This window comes from Bacillus sp. D48C, from assembly GCF_053345735.1.
The window spans coordinates 51,987-67,561 of sequence record NZ_JBKFAQ010000008.1; the positions used below are offsets into that span (position 1 = coordinate 51,987).

The window sequence follows — 15,575 nt, forward strand, 5'->3', positions numbered from 1 at the left end:
GAGGTTCTAGGGGGATTTCGACATGTTAGAGTTTGATACTACTCAAGATCAATTAGCGAATATAAAAGTTATCGGTGTCGGCGGTGGCGGAAACAATGCTGTAAACCGTATGATTGAACACGGTGTACAAGGTGTAGACTTTATCGCTGTGAACACTGATGCACAAGCATTAAATCTATCAAAAGCTGAAACAAAAATGCAAATTGGTGGAAAATTAACGCGTGGACTTGGTGCAGGCGCAAACCCTGAAGTAGGGAAAAAAGCTGCAGAAGAAAGTAAAGAACAGATCCAAGAAGCACTTCGTGGTGCGGATATGGTCTTCGTAACTGCTGGTATGGGCGGTGGAACTGGAACTGGTGCAGCTCCAGTTGTTGCTCAAGTTGCAAAAGAATTAGGTGCTTTAACAGTTGGTGTTGTAACACGTCCATTTACTTTTGAAGGACGTAAACGTGCAACGCAAGCAGCATCTGGTATTGCAGCATTTAAAGAAAATGTAGATACTCTTATTGTAATTCCAAACGATCGCTTATTAGAGATCGTTGATAAAAATACGCCAATGTTAGAAGCATTCCGTGAAGCTGATAACGTATTACGTCAAGGTGTTCAAGGTATTTCGGATTTAATTGCAACGCCAGGTTTAATTAATTTAGACTTTGCAGACGTAAAGACAATTATGTCTAATAGAGGTTCTGCTTTAATGGGTATTGGTTCTGGTAACGGGGAAAATCGTGCTGCAGAAGCTGCGAAAAAAGCGATTTCTAGTCCATTACTAGAAACATCTATTGATGGAGCTCAAGGTGTTATCATGAATATTACGGGTGGCGCTAACTTAAGCTTATATGAAGTACAAGAAGCGGCAGATATCGTAGCCTCAGCTTCAGATCCAGAAGTAAATATGATCTTCGGTTCTGTTATTAACGAAGGATTAAAAGATGATATCGTTGTAACTGTAATTGCAACTGGTTTTGATGATAGCATTGCAACTCAACCACCAAAACCAATTATTCGTCCGAATGCGAACCACACGCAACAACAGCAACAACCAGTAGCTCAACCTTCAAAACAACGTGAAGTAAAACGTGAAATGAAGCGTGAAGAGCCAGTTGTACATGAACGTCATTCAGATTCAGATGATATCGATATTCCAGCATTTTTACGTAACCGTCGTAGACGATAAAAAAAGGAGCTTTCATGCTCCTTTTTTGTTTTTTAAATGGAAAAGACCTGCTAAGCAGGTCTTTTTTTATTTCGTATATTTCAATATATTTTGTTGGTGAAAATAAGAGTATATCATTCTATGAATTTGTACTTTTATTCTTTACCGACAGATTATGTCTAGAAATCACAAAATAACAAAAAAACACCTCCGCAAATTGACACACTTTCCTATTGGATATGCATTATACTAGTCTCAACTTGAAAAAAGAGGTGAATTGTTTGGTTGTTTACGCCGACGTTGTTTGGTTGTTAAACGCCTGCATTGATTTTCTTTTGCTTTTATTAACAGCTACCGTGTTAAAAAAGAAAATCAAAAGATGGAGGCTTGTGTTAGGGGCATTTATAGGTTCAACTATTGTTATTTTTGCCTTTACTCCTTTTGCTTCTATGATGACACATCCAATTATGAAACTACTGTACTCGTTACTTATTGTGTATACAGCATTTGGGTTTACAACATTTAGAAATTATGCACAGACTGTTTTTACTTTTTACTTTGTAACCTTTATGGTTGGCGGAGGATTAATTGGAACTCATTTCTTTTTGCAAACGAATGAAATGGTAAATGGATTGGTTCAATCTCAGTCAATTTCTTACGGCGATCCAATTAGTTGGTTATTTGTTATTTTTGGTTTTCCGGTAATTTATTATTTTTCTAAAAAGCGTATTGAAAGCGTAGAGGTCACGAAAATACACTATGACCAAATTGTGAAAGTAAAAATTCAATTGGCCGAAGAAGAACTAGAACTGGCAGGTCTTATTGACAGTGGGAACCAACTTTACGATCCATTAACAAAAACACCCGTTATGATTATGCATGTTTCATCATTAGAACATTGCTTACCATCTTGGTTAACAGAACAAATTTATTCCAAAACAGAAATTCCTCAAATACCAGAAAATGATTCTGGTTGGGCGACAAAATTACGTTTAATTCCTTTCCGTGCAGTAGGAGTAGAAAGTCAATTTTTGTGGGCAATTAAGCCTGACAGTGTGCAAGTTGATCATGAAGGTAGTTCTATTGTTGTAAACAAAGTATTAATTGGATTAAATACACAACAACTGTCTACAAATGGGGAGTATCAATGTATTGTGCATCCAAAAATGTTGATTTCACAAAAAATGGTGATCGCTTAATAATGAGAGGCGGGATAATATGATGAAATTAAAATTTTATTTAGTATACCTTTGGTATAAAGTATTGCTGAAATTAGGAATTAAGACCGATGAAATTTATTATATTGGTGGAAGTGAAGCGTTGCCACCACCGTTAACGAAAGAAGAAGAGGAAGTTCTTTTGAATAAATTGCCAAAGGGAGATCAGGCAGCAAGGTCATTACTTATTGAACGTAACTTAAGGCTCGTTGTATATATAGCAAGAAAGTTTGAAAATACAGGGATAAATATTGAAGATTTGATTAGTATAGGAACAATCGGCCTTATTAAAGCGGTAAATACATTTAATCCAGAAAAGAAAATAAAATTAGCAACATATGCATCGCGTTGTATAGAAAATGAAATTTTAATGCATTTACGTCGAAATAACAAAAATCGTTCAGAAGTTTCTTTTGATGAACCGCTAAACATTGATTGGGATGGGAATGAACTGTTGTTGTCTGACGTGTTAGGTACAGATGATGATATTATTACAAAAGATTTAGAAGCTACTGTAGATCGTCACCTTTTAATGAAAGCATTACACCAATTAAATGATCGTGAAAAACAAATTATGGAACTTCGGTTTGGTCTTGCTGGAGGAGAGGAAAAGACGCAAAAAGATGTGGCGGATATGCTTGGGATTTCACAGTCATACATTTCGCGTTTAGAAAAAAGAATTATAAAAAGATTACGAAAAGAATTTAATAAAATGGTGTGAAGAATAAGACCAGCCGTTATGTAGGCTGGTCTTATTCTATTTAGTTGTATTAGGAAAGATAATTTAAATAAAAAATCGTGAAAAAACCATATGCATAAAATCCCCTTCAAAGGAAATACTTTACACTGTACAGCAACTCCCGATAGGAGGGAACACTTTGACGAGAAACAAAGTAGAAATTTGCGGTGTTGATACAGCTAAACTTCCAGTATTAAAAAATGAAGAGATGCGTAAATTATTTCGTGAAATGCAAAGTGGAGAGATAAGCGCAAGAGAAAAATTAGTGAATGGAAACTTACGTCTTGTACTGAGCGTCATCCAAAGATTTAATAACAGAGGAGAATATGTTGACGATTTATTTCAAGTTGGTTGCATTGGACTTATGAAATCAATTGATAATTTTGATTTAGGCCAAAATGTAAAATTTTCAACGTATGCTGTGCCGATGATTATTGGGGAAATACGCAGATATTTGCGTGATAATAATCCAATTCGCGTATCGCGCTCATTGCGAGATATTGCGTATAAAGCTTTGCAAGTAAGAGAAAAGTTGATTGCAGAAAATTCAAAAGAACCAACAGCAATGGATATTGCAAAAGTGCTAGAAGTAACTCATGAAGAGATAGTATTTGCTTTAGATGCGATTCAAGACCCAGTTTCATTATTTGAACCGATTTATAATGATGGAGGAGATCCTATCTTTGTTATGGATCAGTTAAGTGATGAAAAACAAAAGGACGAGCAGTGGGTTGAAGAATTAGCATTAAAAGAAGGAATGAAGCGTTTAAATGATCGAGAGAAAATGATTATTAGAAAACGTTTCTTCCAAGGAAAGACACAGATGGAAGTTGCAGAAGAAATTGGGATTTCCCAAGCGCAAGTATCACGTTTAGAGAAGTCAGCCATTAAACAAATGAATAAAACGATTCAAGGATAAGGTCTCACCAATTATGGTGAGACCTTTTTATATGTAATATGGTTTGTGCTCATAGTAGGGGATTAGTGTTCATATAATGAAACTAGCATGGTGTTTCGTATAGGTGGCTTCCTGTAAATATGAGAAACAGTTTCCAATTCGTCATATAAGGGAGAGGATAAAAATGGTGATACGAATTTCAGAGTTACAGATGAAGGATGTTATAAATATTTCAGATGGAAAAAGGATTGGGAATATTGGAGATATTGAAATTGATATGAACACAGGGAAAATTTGTTCTGTTATTATTTCCAAACAGACACGTATGCTAGGTATTTTTGGAAAAGATGTTGAGATTGTAATTCCTTGGAAGGAAATTGTGAAAATTGGGGAAGATGTCATACTTGTAAGAGTAAATCCTGTTAATTCTGTAACAGAATCAATACAAACACCGACAATTTCATAAAGAATATTACAAATTCCTCTTTTTTTTCTGTTAGGATTATGAAAAAATAAAAGTATGGTAAAATAGACAGGAAGTACCATGCTTTTTTCTGTTATTTTAATTAAAAGGAGCCGCTTTATTATGAGAGAACCATTTAAATATGTGGACGGTATACTGTATTTACAAGCGTGGAAAGAACTTGGAAACATTACTGCTGGATTTACGACAAAAGATGGTGGGATAAGTACGGGCTCCTTTCATGCGATGAATTTAGGATTACATGTGAATGATATCGTGGAGAACGTTCATGAAAACAGACGCATTTTAGCAAATAAGTTACAAAAACCATTAGAAAACTGGATTTGCTCTGAACAAGTTCATGCTCATCATGTTGAAAAAGTAGGGCAACAGGAAAAAGGAAGTGGCGTCTATTCATATGAGGACGGCATTTCAAAAACAGATGGCATTTATACGAGTAATGAAGATGTTCTGTTAACGTCTTGTTACGCGGATTGTGTTCCGCTCTATTTTTATGCACCATCACATGGTATGATAGGACTTGCGCATGCTGGATGGAAAGGCACTGTACAAGAGATTGCAAAGGAAATGATTCAAAAGTGGAATGCAGAAGGTATTTCAAGTGATGAAATTCATGTTGCAATTGGGCCGTCGATCGGATCTTGTTGTTATGTTGTGGATGATCGTGTATTAACAGCAGCACAGGAAGTAGTTAGCGGTGCTGTTCCTCATCAAAAAATTTCTGACGGGCAGTACGCAATTAATTTAAAAGAAATTAATCGTATATTATGTGTACAAGCAGGCATAAAAGAAGAGCATATTGTAATGTCATCTCTTTGTACAAGCTGTGAAGAGCAACTATTTTTCTCTCATCGTCGTGATCAAGGTAAGACAGGAAGAATGTTGAGTTTCATAGGTTTTAAGGAGGAAGGAAGCAAGTGACAGTACAAGAAAATTTAGTGATTGTAAACGAAGCTATTAAAGAATCTTGCGCTCGAGCTGGACGTTCGTTGCAAGATATTAAACTTGTTGCAGTGACAAAAACTGTAGGGATTGAAAAAACAAACGAAGTAATTGAAGCTGGAATTATCGATTTAGGTGAAAATAGAAATGAAGGTTTCTTACAGAAATACGAGCATTTCGGTTCAAAAGTTAATTGGCACTTTATTGGCTCATTACAAACGAGAAAAGTAAAAGAAATCATTAATGAAATTGATTATTTACATTCGTTAGATCGTCTTTCCCTGGCGAAAGAAATTCAGAAACGTGCTGATAAGAAAGTGAAATGCTTTATTCAAGTGAAAACCTCATCTGAAGAATCGAAGCAAGGATTGGCAATAGAAGAGGTTGTTTCTTTTATTCAAAGTTTGCAAGAATTCGATAAAATTGAAGTGGTCGGACTAATGACGATGGCTCCATTTACAGAAGAAGAGGAAGAAATCAGACGCTGTTTTAAGGAATTACGTATGCTACAAACAGAGGTGCAGGAGCTAGAGTTATTACATGCGCCATGTAAAGAATTATCAATGGGAATGTCCAACGATTACACGATTGCAATTGAAGAAGGGGCTACATATATTCGTTTGGGAACGATTTTAGTAGGAAAAGCGTAAAAGGAAGGAGAATCTTATTATGAGTTGGTCAAAAGTAAAATACTTCTTTTTTGATACACCGGAAGAAAAAGAAGCAGCTCAATATGGTTATGAAAAGGAGCAAACAGACATGAAAAAGCAGCAAGATCCACCAGAACAACAAGATGTTACGTTTCCGAAAGCGCAACCGAAGCAAAATGTTGTGAGTATTGAAACAGCAAAACAATCTTCAAAAGTTGTTTTATTAGAACCACGCACATATTCGGAAGCGCAAGGGATTGCGGACCACCTAAAAGGTAGACGAGCTGTTGTAATTAATTTGCAGAGAATGTCTACTGATCAAGCGGTACGTATCGTTGACTTTTTAAGTGGTACTGTATACGCTATAGGCGGGGACATTCAAAAAATAGGACCGAAAACATTTATGTGTACACCTGAAAATGTTGATATTGTTGGTGCAATTTCAGAGTTATTCGGTGAAGAAGAAGAAACAAATATAAAGAGGTGGTAATACGCCATGACAACAGTTTTAATGGTGTTAAGTTCTGCTATCGAGATTTACTCGTGGGCACTGATTATTTACATTCTCCTATCATGGTTTCCTGGTGCAAAGGAATCATCTTTTGGAGAGTTCTTGGCGCGAATTTGTGAACCGTATTTAGAACCATTCCGCAGATTTATTCCGCCGCTGGGTATGATTGATATTTCTCCACTCGTTGCGATTTTTGCGTTAAAACTTGCTAAAAGTGGTTTGTTCAGCTTGTTCGGCTATTTCTTATAGTAAGAGGTTAAATACATGAGCATTTACGAACATTTTAGGCCTGATGAAGAGGTCTTTGTAGATAAAGTGCTAGAGTGGAAGCGAACGGCGGAGTACCATCAAGTGAAATTAACAGATTTCCTTGATCCAAGACAGCAACAAATTGTTTCTATGGTAATTGGACAAGGAGATGTTGCTGTGCAATTTGGTGGTGCAACGCCTAATGCAGAGCGTAAAAGAGCACTCATTTATCCAGACTATCTAAAATTAAATGAAGAAGAATTTCAAGTAGAAGTATTAGAAATTGACTATCCTTCCAAGTTTTATACGCTAGAACATAGGCAAATATTAGGTACATTTATGTCTCTTGGTTTAACGAGAGAAAAATGTGGTGATATTTTGCTGCAAGAAAATCGTGCCCAAATTGTAGTTGCGAAAGAAATCGTATCGTACATTGAGATGAACTTACAAGCAATAGGAAAAGTAAAAGTCTCCTTATCAGCAGTACAAGGAGAACAAATTCTACAGATACATGAAACGTGGGGGGAGAAATCTGGAACGGTTTCTTCACTTCGTTTAGATGTTATGTTAGCTGAAATGTTACATTTATCTAGACAGAAAGTACAACCTTTAATTAAAAATGGTTTAGTAAAAGTTAATTGGAAAATAGTGGAACAAACTTCTTATGAATGTTATCCAGGAGACGTTTTCTCTGTTAGAGGATATGGCCGAAGTAAATTATTTTCTGTAGAAGGTAGAACAAAACGCGACAAATGGAGAATTTTGTATGGTATACTAAAATGATTGGTTTTTTAGAAGGAAATCCTCCTATTTTGTCGAAGAAAAGATATAATTGAAAGAGGAAATTTAGATAACTACTTGGAGGTGGCGTTGTGCCGTTAACACCATTAGATATTCATAACAAAGAATTTGGTCGCGGATTCCGTGGCTATGATGAAGATCAAGTAAATGAGTTTCTTGATCAAATTATCAAAGATTATGAATTGGTCATTCGTGAGAAAAAAGCTTTAGAAGAAAAAGTTGCGCAGTTAGAAGGGAAGTTAGATCATTTCTCTAATATTGAAGATACGTTAAACAAATCTATCGTTGTTGCGCAAGAAGCAGCGGAAGAAGTAAAACGTAATGCGCAAAAAGAAGCGAAATTAATTGTGCGTGAAGCTGAAAAGAATGCTGATCGTATTATTAACGAAGCATTAGTAAAATCAAGAAAAGTTGCTTTTGATATTGAAGAGTTAAAGAAACAAGCGAAAGTATTCCGAACTCGTTTCCGTATGTTATTAGAAACACAGCTTGAAATGTTAAACAACGATGATTGGGATAAACTAATTGAGTTAGAAGACGAAGTAGATGAACTGTTGAAAAAAGAAGAAACAGTGTAAGCTTGACGTTTTTCTCATTATTACATATAATTTTAAACAACATATTTATTAAGAAAAACGAAGATAGGGATAAGTACCTTTTCAAACCTTATATAGCGAACTGAGGACGGTGTAAGCTCAGGATAAGGAGATAGTGGGAATATCACCCTGGAGTTCCGCGCTGAACAAATAGAGTAAGCGTAGGCGTGTATTCGCGTTAAGAATATAAGAGGATTCTATACATATGTATATGATCTACTAGGGTGGTACCGCGGGAGACTTTCTCGTCCCTTTTTGGGATGAGAAAGTCTCTTTTTTATTCCGTTTTTTAAGTATTTCTTATATACATGTAAGGAGGAATTGAGCATGGAGTACAAAAATACATTACTGATGCCGAAAACAGAGTTCCCAATGCGTGGGAACTTACCAAAACGTGAGCCTGCAATGCAAGAAAAATGGGCTGAAATGAATATTTACGAAAAAGTACAAGAACATACAAAAGGTCGTCCTTTATTTGTATTGCATGATGGACCTCCATATGCGAATGGTGACATTCATATGGGACATGCATTAAATAAAGTATTAAAAGACTTTATTGTTCGTTATAAATCAATGACTGGTTTTAGTGCGCCATATGTTCCAGGATGGGATACGCACGGTTTACCAATTGAACAAGCTTTAACAAATAAAGGTGTAAAGCGTAAAGAAATGACAGTTGCTGAGTTCCGTAAGTTATGTGCAGAGTATGCATATGAACAAGTAGAACGTCAACGTGAACAATTTAAGCGTCTAGGTGTACGTGCAGATTGGGATAATCCATATATTACTTTAGAGCCCGCTTATGAAGCACAACAAATTAAAGTGTTTGGTGACATGGCGAAAAAAGGTTATATCTATAAAGGTCAAAAACCAGTTTACTGGTCTCCAACGAGTGAATCTGCTTTAGCAGAAGCTGAAATTGAATATCAAGATAAAAAATCAGCATCTATTTACGTAGCATTCCCTGTAAAAGATGGAAAGAACGTATTAGAAGGTGATGAAAAGTACATCATTTGGACAACAACACCTTGGACATTACCTGCAAACTTAGGTATTTCTGTTCACCCAGAGCTTGAATATAGCATTGTAAAAGTAAATGATGAGAAATATATCATTGCTTCTGAGCTGTTTGAGACAGTTGCAAAAACGTTAGAGTGGGAAAATGCTGAAGTTGTGAAAACAGTAAAAGGTAGCGAACTGGAGTACACAGTTGCAAAACATCCATTCTACGATCGTGATTCATTAGTAATGCTAGGAGATCACGTAACAACAGATGCAGGTACAGGTTGTGTTCATACAGCACCAGGACACGGGGAAGATGACTTCGTTGTTGGTAAAAAGTATGGATTAGAAGTACTTTGCCCAGTTGATGATAAAGGTGTATTAACAAATGAAGCACCTGGATTTGAAGGCTTATTCTATGATAAAGCTAACAAGCCAATTACAGAAAAATTAGAAGAAGTAGGCGCGTTACTGAAACTAACATTCATTACGCATTCATACCCACATGATTGGAGAACGAAAAAACCAATTATTTTCCGTGCGACAGCACAGTGGTTTGCATCTATTGAAGCATTCCGTAAAGAATTAATAGAAGCTGTAGCGGAAACAAAATGGGTACCAGCATGGGGAGAAACTCGTCTTCATAATATGGTTCGTGACCGTGGTGACTGGTGTATTTCTCGTCAGCGTGCATGGGGTGTGCCAATTCCGGTATTCTATGCTGAGAATGGCGATCCAATTATTACAGATGAAACAATTAACCATGTAGCAGATTTATTCCGTGAACACGGTTCTAACGTATGGTTTGAGCGTGAAGCGAAAGATCTATTACCAGAAGGATTTACACATCCAGGTAGCCCAAATGGCGAATTCCGTAAAGAAACAGACATCATGGATGTATGGTTCGATTCAGGTTCTTCTCACCAAGCTGTATTAGAAGAGCGCGAAGATTTACAGCGTCCAGCTGATTTATATTTAGAAGGATCTGACCAGTATCGTGGTTGGTTTAACTCTTCATTATCAACAGCAGTTGCTGTAACAGGTAAAGCTCCATATAAAGGCGTACTAAGCCACGGTTTCGTACTAGATGGTGAAGGACGTAAAATGAGTAAGTCGATTGGAAACATCGTCGTACCGAAGAAAATCATGGATCAATTAGGCGGAGACATCTTACGCTTATGGGTATCTTCTGTTGACTATCAATCTGACGTACGTATTTCAGATGATATTTTAAAACAAGTAGCAGAAGTGTATCGTAAAATCCGTAACACATTCCGTTTCTTATTAGGAAACTTAGACGACTTTAAGCCAAGTGAAAATGCAGTAGCTGTAGCTGAGCTTCGTGAAGTAGATCGTTACATGTTAGTGAAATTAAATGACTTAATTACAAAAGTTAAAGAAGCATATGAGACATACGATTTCGCTGCTGTGTATCATGCAATTCATAACTTCTGTACAATTGATTTAAGTTCATTCTACTTAGATTTTGCAAAAGATATTTTATACATTGAAGGTGCAAACCACGAAGATCGTCGTGCAATTCAAACTGTATTATATGATGTTCTTGTTGCGTTAACGAAACTTGTAACACCAATCTTACCGCATACAGCTGATGAAGTATGGCCATACATTCCAGGCGTAACAGAAGAAAGTGTACAATTAACTGATATGCCAGAAGCTGTACAATTAGATGACGCGGAAGCATTAAAAACAAAATGGGATGCATTTATGACATTACGTGATGACGTGTTAAAAGCACTAGAAGTAGCTCGTAATGAAAAAGTAATCGGTAAGTCATTAAATGCAAGCATTACGCTATATCCAACTGCAGAAATGAAAGCTATGTTAGAGTCTATTAGCGAAGACTTAAAGCAATTATTCATCGTTTCTGAGTATAAACTTGGTGGTATGATGGAAGAAGCGCCAGCAGATGCACCGAAGTATGAACATACAGCGGTTGTTGTTGCTCAAGCAACTGGTGAAACATGTGAACGTTGTTGGGTAGTTTCAGAAACAATTGGTAAAGATGCTGAACATGAAACATTATGTGAGCGTTGTGCAACAGTTGTGAAAGAAAACTATGTAAAATAATAAAAAACTGACTGCTATTTATGCAGTCAGTTTTTTATTTTGATGATATATCAAAATAACTTTCAGGCTCTTTCCTGTGAAGGAAAAATGTGTGTGAGGTAAGCAAATAAATTTCGGACACACTAACTGTACATTACAGCTAGGAGGAATGTACACGTGAATGAAATCTACATGGAAATAAAAGAAGAATTGCAATTGATGAGAAAAGAGTTGCAAGAGAGACTAGCTAAAGAAGTAATGCACAAATATGATGTCGAGTTCAGCCAAGAGCTTGGATATGAAATTAAGGAAGAGATAAAGAAAAAATTGCTATTACATGATATAAAAGAGGATTTAAAGGATGTAGAACGTGCATTATTTAAAATGGAAATAGACATGTACGGTATTTGTGAAGAGACCGGGAGATTAATTTCGACAAAGCAAATGAAAACAATGCCGACTGCCCGAACAATTCATGAATTTTTCTATGAAAAGGTAAATGTATGAATACGCACAACGATATTATATTACCTTTTTTTAATTTATTTTATTCTTCTATAAAGGTTCATTGTGAAAAGGTAGCAGCTATGCTAAAATTTTGAGGTACACTGTCTTTGTGGGGGAAATGAAAATGATATATTATGTAATAGCGTTATTTGTCATTGCTATCGATCAAATATCGAAGTGGTTAATTGTAAAGAACATGGAATTGGGTACGAGTATTCCGATTATCGACAATGTATTATACATAACATCACATCGAAATAGAGGCGCTGCCTGGGGTATTTTAGAAAATAAAATGTGGTTCTTCTACATTATTACAGTTGTTTTTGTAGTGTTTATCGTATTTTATATGAAAAAGTATGCGAAAACAGATAAGCTTCTAGGTATTTCGTTAGGCCTAATTTTAGGCGGGGCAATTGGTAACTTTATTGATCGTGTATTTAGACAAGAAGTAGTGGATTTCATTCACGTGTATATTTTCTCGTACAACTATCCAGTATTCAATATAGCTGATTCAGCGTTATGTATTGGTGTTGTATTAATTATTATTCAAACATTATTAGAAGGCAAGAAAGCGAAGGAGTAATTGAATGAGTGAAGTAGTACAAGTAACAGTTGTAGAAGAGCAAAAAAATGAGCGAATTGATAAATTCGTTGCAGGAATAAATAACGAATGGTCACGTTCACAAGTACAGCAATGGATTAAAGATGATGTTGTGACAGTAAACGGGAAAGCAGTAAAAGTGAATTATAAAGTAAAAGAAGAAGATGAAATTACAGTAACGATTCCTGATCCAGAAGCGTTAGATATTCAACCAGAAGATATGAATTTAGAAATTTATTATGAAGATGCAGATGTGCTTGTTGTAAATAAACCACGTGGTATGGTTGTACATCCAGCGCCAGGACATACAAGTGGTACGCTTGTAAACGGCCTTATGCACCATTGTACAGATTTATCAGGTATCAACGGTGTAATGCGTCCAGGTATTGTGCATCGTATTGATAAAGATACATCTGGATTATTAATGGTTGCTAAGAATGATATGGCGCATGAATCACTTGTAAATCAACTTGTAGCAAAAACAGTAACAAGACGTTACAAAGCAATTGTGCACGGTGTTATCCCGCATGATAAGGGGACTATCGATGCACCAATTGGTCGTGATAAGAAAGAGCGTCAAAGTATGACAGTTGATGAAAATGGTAAAAACGCTGTTACTCACTTCCAAGTGTTAGAACGCTTTAAAGACTTTACACTTGTAGAATGTCGCTTAGAAACGGGACGTACGCACCAAATTCGTGTTCATATGAAATATATTGGCTATCCACTTGCAGGAGATCCGAAGTATGGTCCCAAGAAAACGTTAGATATGAATGGACAAGCACTTCATGCAGGTATTTTAGGCTTTGAGCATCCTCGTACTGGTGAATATATTCAGTTTGAGGCACCGATTCCAGAAGTATTTGAAGAAGCATTAAATATTTTACGGAAATAGTATTGACAAATCACAAGAAAACTGAGATACTGACAACAGTTAAATAATGATCCTTTAACACAGCCCCGTGAGGTTGAGAAGGTAACGGTTTGAAATACTTAGGGTATGTTGTACCCTTTTTTCAAAAGTCCTCTCGCACACGCTGAGAGGACTTTTTTTATACCATTACTCTCACGCAAGAAAAAAAGCTTGGAGGTGTAGAGCATGCAAGAGAAAGCTGTCGTTTTAGATGACCAAATGATTCGCCGTGCTTTAACACGAATTAGTCATGAAATCGTGGAACGAAATAAAGGTGTCGATAATTGTGTTCTTGTCGGAATTAAAACTCGTGGAATTTTTATTGCACAACGTTTGGCAGAACGAATTGGTCAAATTGAAGGAAAAGAAATGGAAGTTGGAGAGTTAGACATTACGTTATATCGTGATGATTTAACACTGCAATCCAAAAATAAAGAACCACTTGTAAAAGGTTCTGATATCCCTGTAGATATTACGAAGAAAAAAGTTATCCTTGTGGATGACGTGTTATATACAGGAAGAACAGTTCGAGCAGCAATGGATGCTCTTATGGATTTAGGTAGACCATCTCAAATCCAACTGGCGGTTCTTGTTGATAGAGGTCATCGTGAACTACCAATTCGCGCTGATTATGTAGGAAAGAACATCCCAACATCAAGTGAAGAGCGTATCGAAGTTGATTTGCAAGAGACAGATCAACAAGATCGAGTAAGCATATACGATAAGTAAAGCCCTTTTAAATGTAGTCCTGTGAGGCTGCCAAAGGGTCTTGGCTTTCATATGTCAAATTTGGCATACGAAAGTGTAGGACTCTTTGTGCACAGGCACAAAGAGTTTTTTTATTGCAAAGATTTAAACTGAAGGAGGATGTAACAATGGAACAAAAGCCAGTGTTAGACGTTAATGAAGTACCGAAACCGGGAAAATGGTTATTTTTGAGTATACAACATTTGTTCGCGATGTTTGGATCAACAGTGCTTGTTCCGTTTTTAACAGGATTGAATCCATCAGTAGCATTAATATCAAGTGGATTAGGAACGTTAGCGTTTCTTCTTATAACGAAAGGTCAAGTACCTGCCTATCTAGGATCATCATTCGCCTTTATCGCACCGATTATAACAGCGAAAACGGCAGGTGGACCGGGAGCAGCAATGCTTGGTGGTTTGCTAGCAGGGCTTGTGTACATCTTAATCTCACTCGGAATTAAGAAATCAGGATCAGAGTGGATTATGAAATTACTTCCGCCAATCGTAGTTGGACCGGTAGTAATGGTAATCGGTTTAGCGTTAGCACATACAGCAGTTAATATGGCGATGAACGGTGCGGATGGCAAATATAGCTTTATACACTTTTCAGTAGCATTAGTAACATTAGCAATTACAATTATATGCTCGATATTCGGAAGAGGATTTTTCAGTATCATACCAGTGTTACTTGGCATTATCGGCGGATATATCTTCGCTTACTTCCAAGGGCTAGTAGACTTAAAGCCGGTAGCTGAGGCAAAATGGTTTGTTGTACCAGATTTCACAGTACCATTTGTCACATACACACCAGAGTTTTCATGGAAGATTGTACTCTTGATGGTACCAGTTGCACTAGTAACAATATCAGAACATATCGGACATCAAATTGTACTTGGAAATGTTATTAAAAGAGATTTAATTGAAAAACCAGGTTTACACCGTTCGATCTTCGGTGACGGAGTAGCAACATTAATCGCATCACTAATCGGCGGGCCACCGAATACAACGTATGGTGAAAACATCGGTGTGCTAGCAATTACGAGAGCATACAGTGTATACTTATTCATCGGTTCAGCAGTATTCGCAATCATGTTCGGATTTATCGGTAAGATTTCTGCGCTGATTCATTCGATCCCAACACCAGTTATGGGTGGGGTATCAATCTTACTATTCGGTGTAATTGCATCAAGCGGATTACGCATGATGGTAGATGATAAAACAGATTTAAGTGACAAACGAAACTTAATGATTGCATCAGTAATACTAGTAATCGGTATTGGTGGAGCGGTACTTCACGTAGGAGAATCGTTCCAAGTAGAAGGAATGGCACTAGCAGCAATTGTAGGTGTACTGTTAAATCTACTACTACCGGAAACGAAACAAATAAAACAACCTAAGCAGATTGCTTCATAATAATAACCTTTTAATTCAGTCCTGTGAGACAGAAAAGGGTGGCTTCTTCCTTGCACCCTAGTCTTACATGACTAGGGTAT

At 36.6% G+C, this 15,575-nt stretch carries 17 protein-coding genes and 1 other annotated feature; all 17 genes read left to right on the top strand.

What is annotated here, in order from left to right; all coding sequences use genetic code 11:
• Positions 1-22 precede the first annotated feature (22 nt).
• The 17 genes from ftsZ to uraA all read left to right on the top strand — a co-directional run bounded on the left by ftsZ (position 23) and on the right by uraA (position 15,495).
• Positions 23-1,177, top strand: coding sequence for a cell division protein FtsZ (ftsZ, locus tag ACLBXA_RS19190; RefSeq protein WP_000888984.1), 1,155 nt, complete (start codon positions 23-25; stop codon positions 1,175-1,177).
• 260 nt (positions 1,178-1,437) lie between these two features.
• Positions 1,438-2,355 (top strand): sigma-E processing peptidase SpoIIGA, encoded by a 918-nt coding sequence (spoIIGA, locus tag ACLBXA_RS19195; protein WP_000261975.1) that lies wholly within the window; start codon positions 1,438-1,440, stop codon positions 2,353-2,355.
• Positions 2,356-2,374: 19 nt separating this feature from the next.
• Positions 2,375-3,094, top strand: a complete 720-nt coding sequence (gene sigE / locus ACLBXA_RS19200) for an RNA polymerase sporulation sigma factor SigE (protein WP_000976948.1) — start codon at positions 2,375-2,377, stop codon at positions 3,092-3,094.
• Positions 3,095-3,251: 157 nt separating this feature from the next.
• On the top strand, positions 3,252-4,031 hold the full coding sequence (gene sigG / locus ACLBXA_RS19205) for an RNA polymerase sporulation sigma factor SigG (protein WP_000197755.1): 780 nt from the start codon (positions 3,252-3,254) through the stop codon (positions 4,029-4,031).
• 163 nt (positions 4,032-4,194) lie between these two features.
• Positions 4,195-4,476 carry a YlmC/YmxH family sporulation protein gene (locus ACLBXA_RS19210; RefSeq protein WP_000236745.1) on the top strand — a complete coding sequence of 94 codons (282 nt, stop codon included), beginning with the start codon at positions 4,195-4,197 and terminating at the stop codon, positions 4,474-4,476.
• Positions 4,477-4,596: 120 nt separating this feature from the next.
• The gene (gene pgeF / locus ACLBXA_RS19215) at positions 4,597-5,415 is read left to right on the top strand and encodes a peptidoglycan editing factor PgeF (RefSeq protein ID WP_001209008.1); all 819 of its coding nucleotides are present in this window, start codon (positions 4,597-4,599) and stop codon (positions 5,413-5,415) included.
• Positions 5,412-6,086 (top strand): YggS family pyridoxal phosphate-dependent enzyme, encoded by a 675-nt coding sequence (locus tag ACLBXA_RS19220; protein WP_000218005.1) that lies wholly within the window; start codon positions 5,412-5,414, stop codon positions 6,084-6,086. The genes pgeF and ACLBXA_RS19220 overlap by 4 nt, the downstream gene beginning before the upstream one ends.
• A 19-nt stretch (positions 6,087-6,105) precedes the next feature.
• Positions 6,106-6,576, top strand: coding sequence for a cell division protein SepF (locus tag ACLBXA_RS19225; RefSeq protein ID WP_000119129.1), 471 nt, complete (start codon positions 6,106-6,108; stop codon positions 6,574-6,576).
• 6 nt (positions 6,577-6,582) lie between these two features.
• On the top strand, positions 6,583-6,846 hold the full coding sequence (locus tag ACLBXA_RS19230; RefSeq protein ID WP_000214323.1) for a YggT family protein: 264 nt from the start codon (positions 6,583-6,585) through the stop codon (positions 6,844-6,846).
• Between the two features lie 15 nt (positions 6,847-6,861).
• A complete protein-coding gene (locus ACLBXA_RS19235; RefSeq protein WP_447617414.1) occupies positions 6,862-7,629 on the top strand; it encodes a YlmH family RNA-binding protein in 768 nt (255 codons plus the stop codon).
• An 89-nt stretch (positions 7,630-7,718) separates the two neighbouring features.
• On the top strand, positions 7,719-8,225 hold the full coding sequence (gene divIVA / locus ACLBXA_RS19240; RefSeq protein WP_001131611.1) for a septum site-determining protein DivIVA: 507 nt from the start codon (positions 7,719-7,721) through the stop codon (positions 8,223-8,225).
• A 51-nt stretch (positions 8,226-8,276) separates the two neighbouring features.
• Positions 8,277-8,499, top strand: a binding site (T-box leader).
• A gap of 71 nt (positions 8,500-8,570) precedes the next feature.
• On the top strand, positions 8,571-11,336 hold the full coding sequence (ileS2, locus tag ACLBXA_RS19245; RefSeq protein WP_000455953.1) for an isoleucine--tRNA ligase: 2,766 nt from the start codon (positions 8,571-8,573) through the stop codon (positions 11,334-11,336).
• Between the two features lie 156 nt (positions 11,337-11,492).
• Positions 11,493-11,822, top strand: coding sequence for a molecular chaperone DnaK (locus ACLBXA_RS19250; protein ID WP_001002956.1), 330 nt, complete (start codon positions 11,493-11,495; stop codon positions 11,820-11,822).
• 124 nt (positions 11,823-11,946) lie between these two features.
• Positions 11,947-12,405, top strand: a complete 459-nt coding sequence (gene lspA, locus ACLBXA_RS19255) for a lipoprotein signal peptidase LspA (protein WP_000642180.1) — start codon at positions 11,947-11,949, stop codon at positions 12,403-12,405.
• A gap of 4 nt (positions 12,406-12,409) precedes the next feature.
• Positions 12,410-13,318, top strand: a complete 909-nt coding sequence (locus tag ACLBXA_RS19260; protein ID WP_098900169.1) for an RluA family pseudouridine synthase — start codon at positions 12,410-12,412, stop codon at positions 13,316-13,318.
• Positions 13,319-13,522: 204 nt separating this feature from the next.
• Positions 13,523-14,065 carry a bifunctional pyrimidine operon transcriptional regulator/uracil phosphoribosyltransferase gene (gene pyrR / locus ACLBXA_RS19265; protein ID WP_001156491.1) on the top strand — a complete coding sequence of 181 codons (543 nt, stop codon included), beginning with the start codon at positions 13,523-13,525 and terminating at the stop codon, positions 14,063-14,065.
• Positions 14,066-14,211: 146 nt separating this feature from the next.
• Complete coding sequence (uraA, locus tag ACLBXA_RS19270; RefSeq protein WP_000435925.1) at positions 14,212-15,495, top strand: uracil permease; 1,284 nt, start codon at positions 14,212-14,214, stop codon at positions 15,493-15,495.
• Positions 15,496-15,575: the final 80 nt, after the last annotated feature.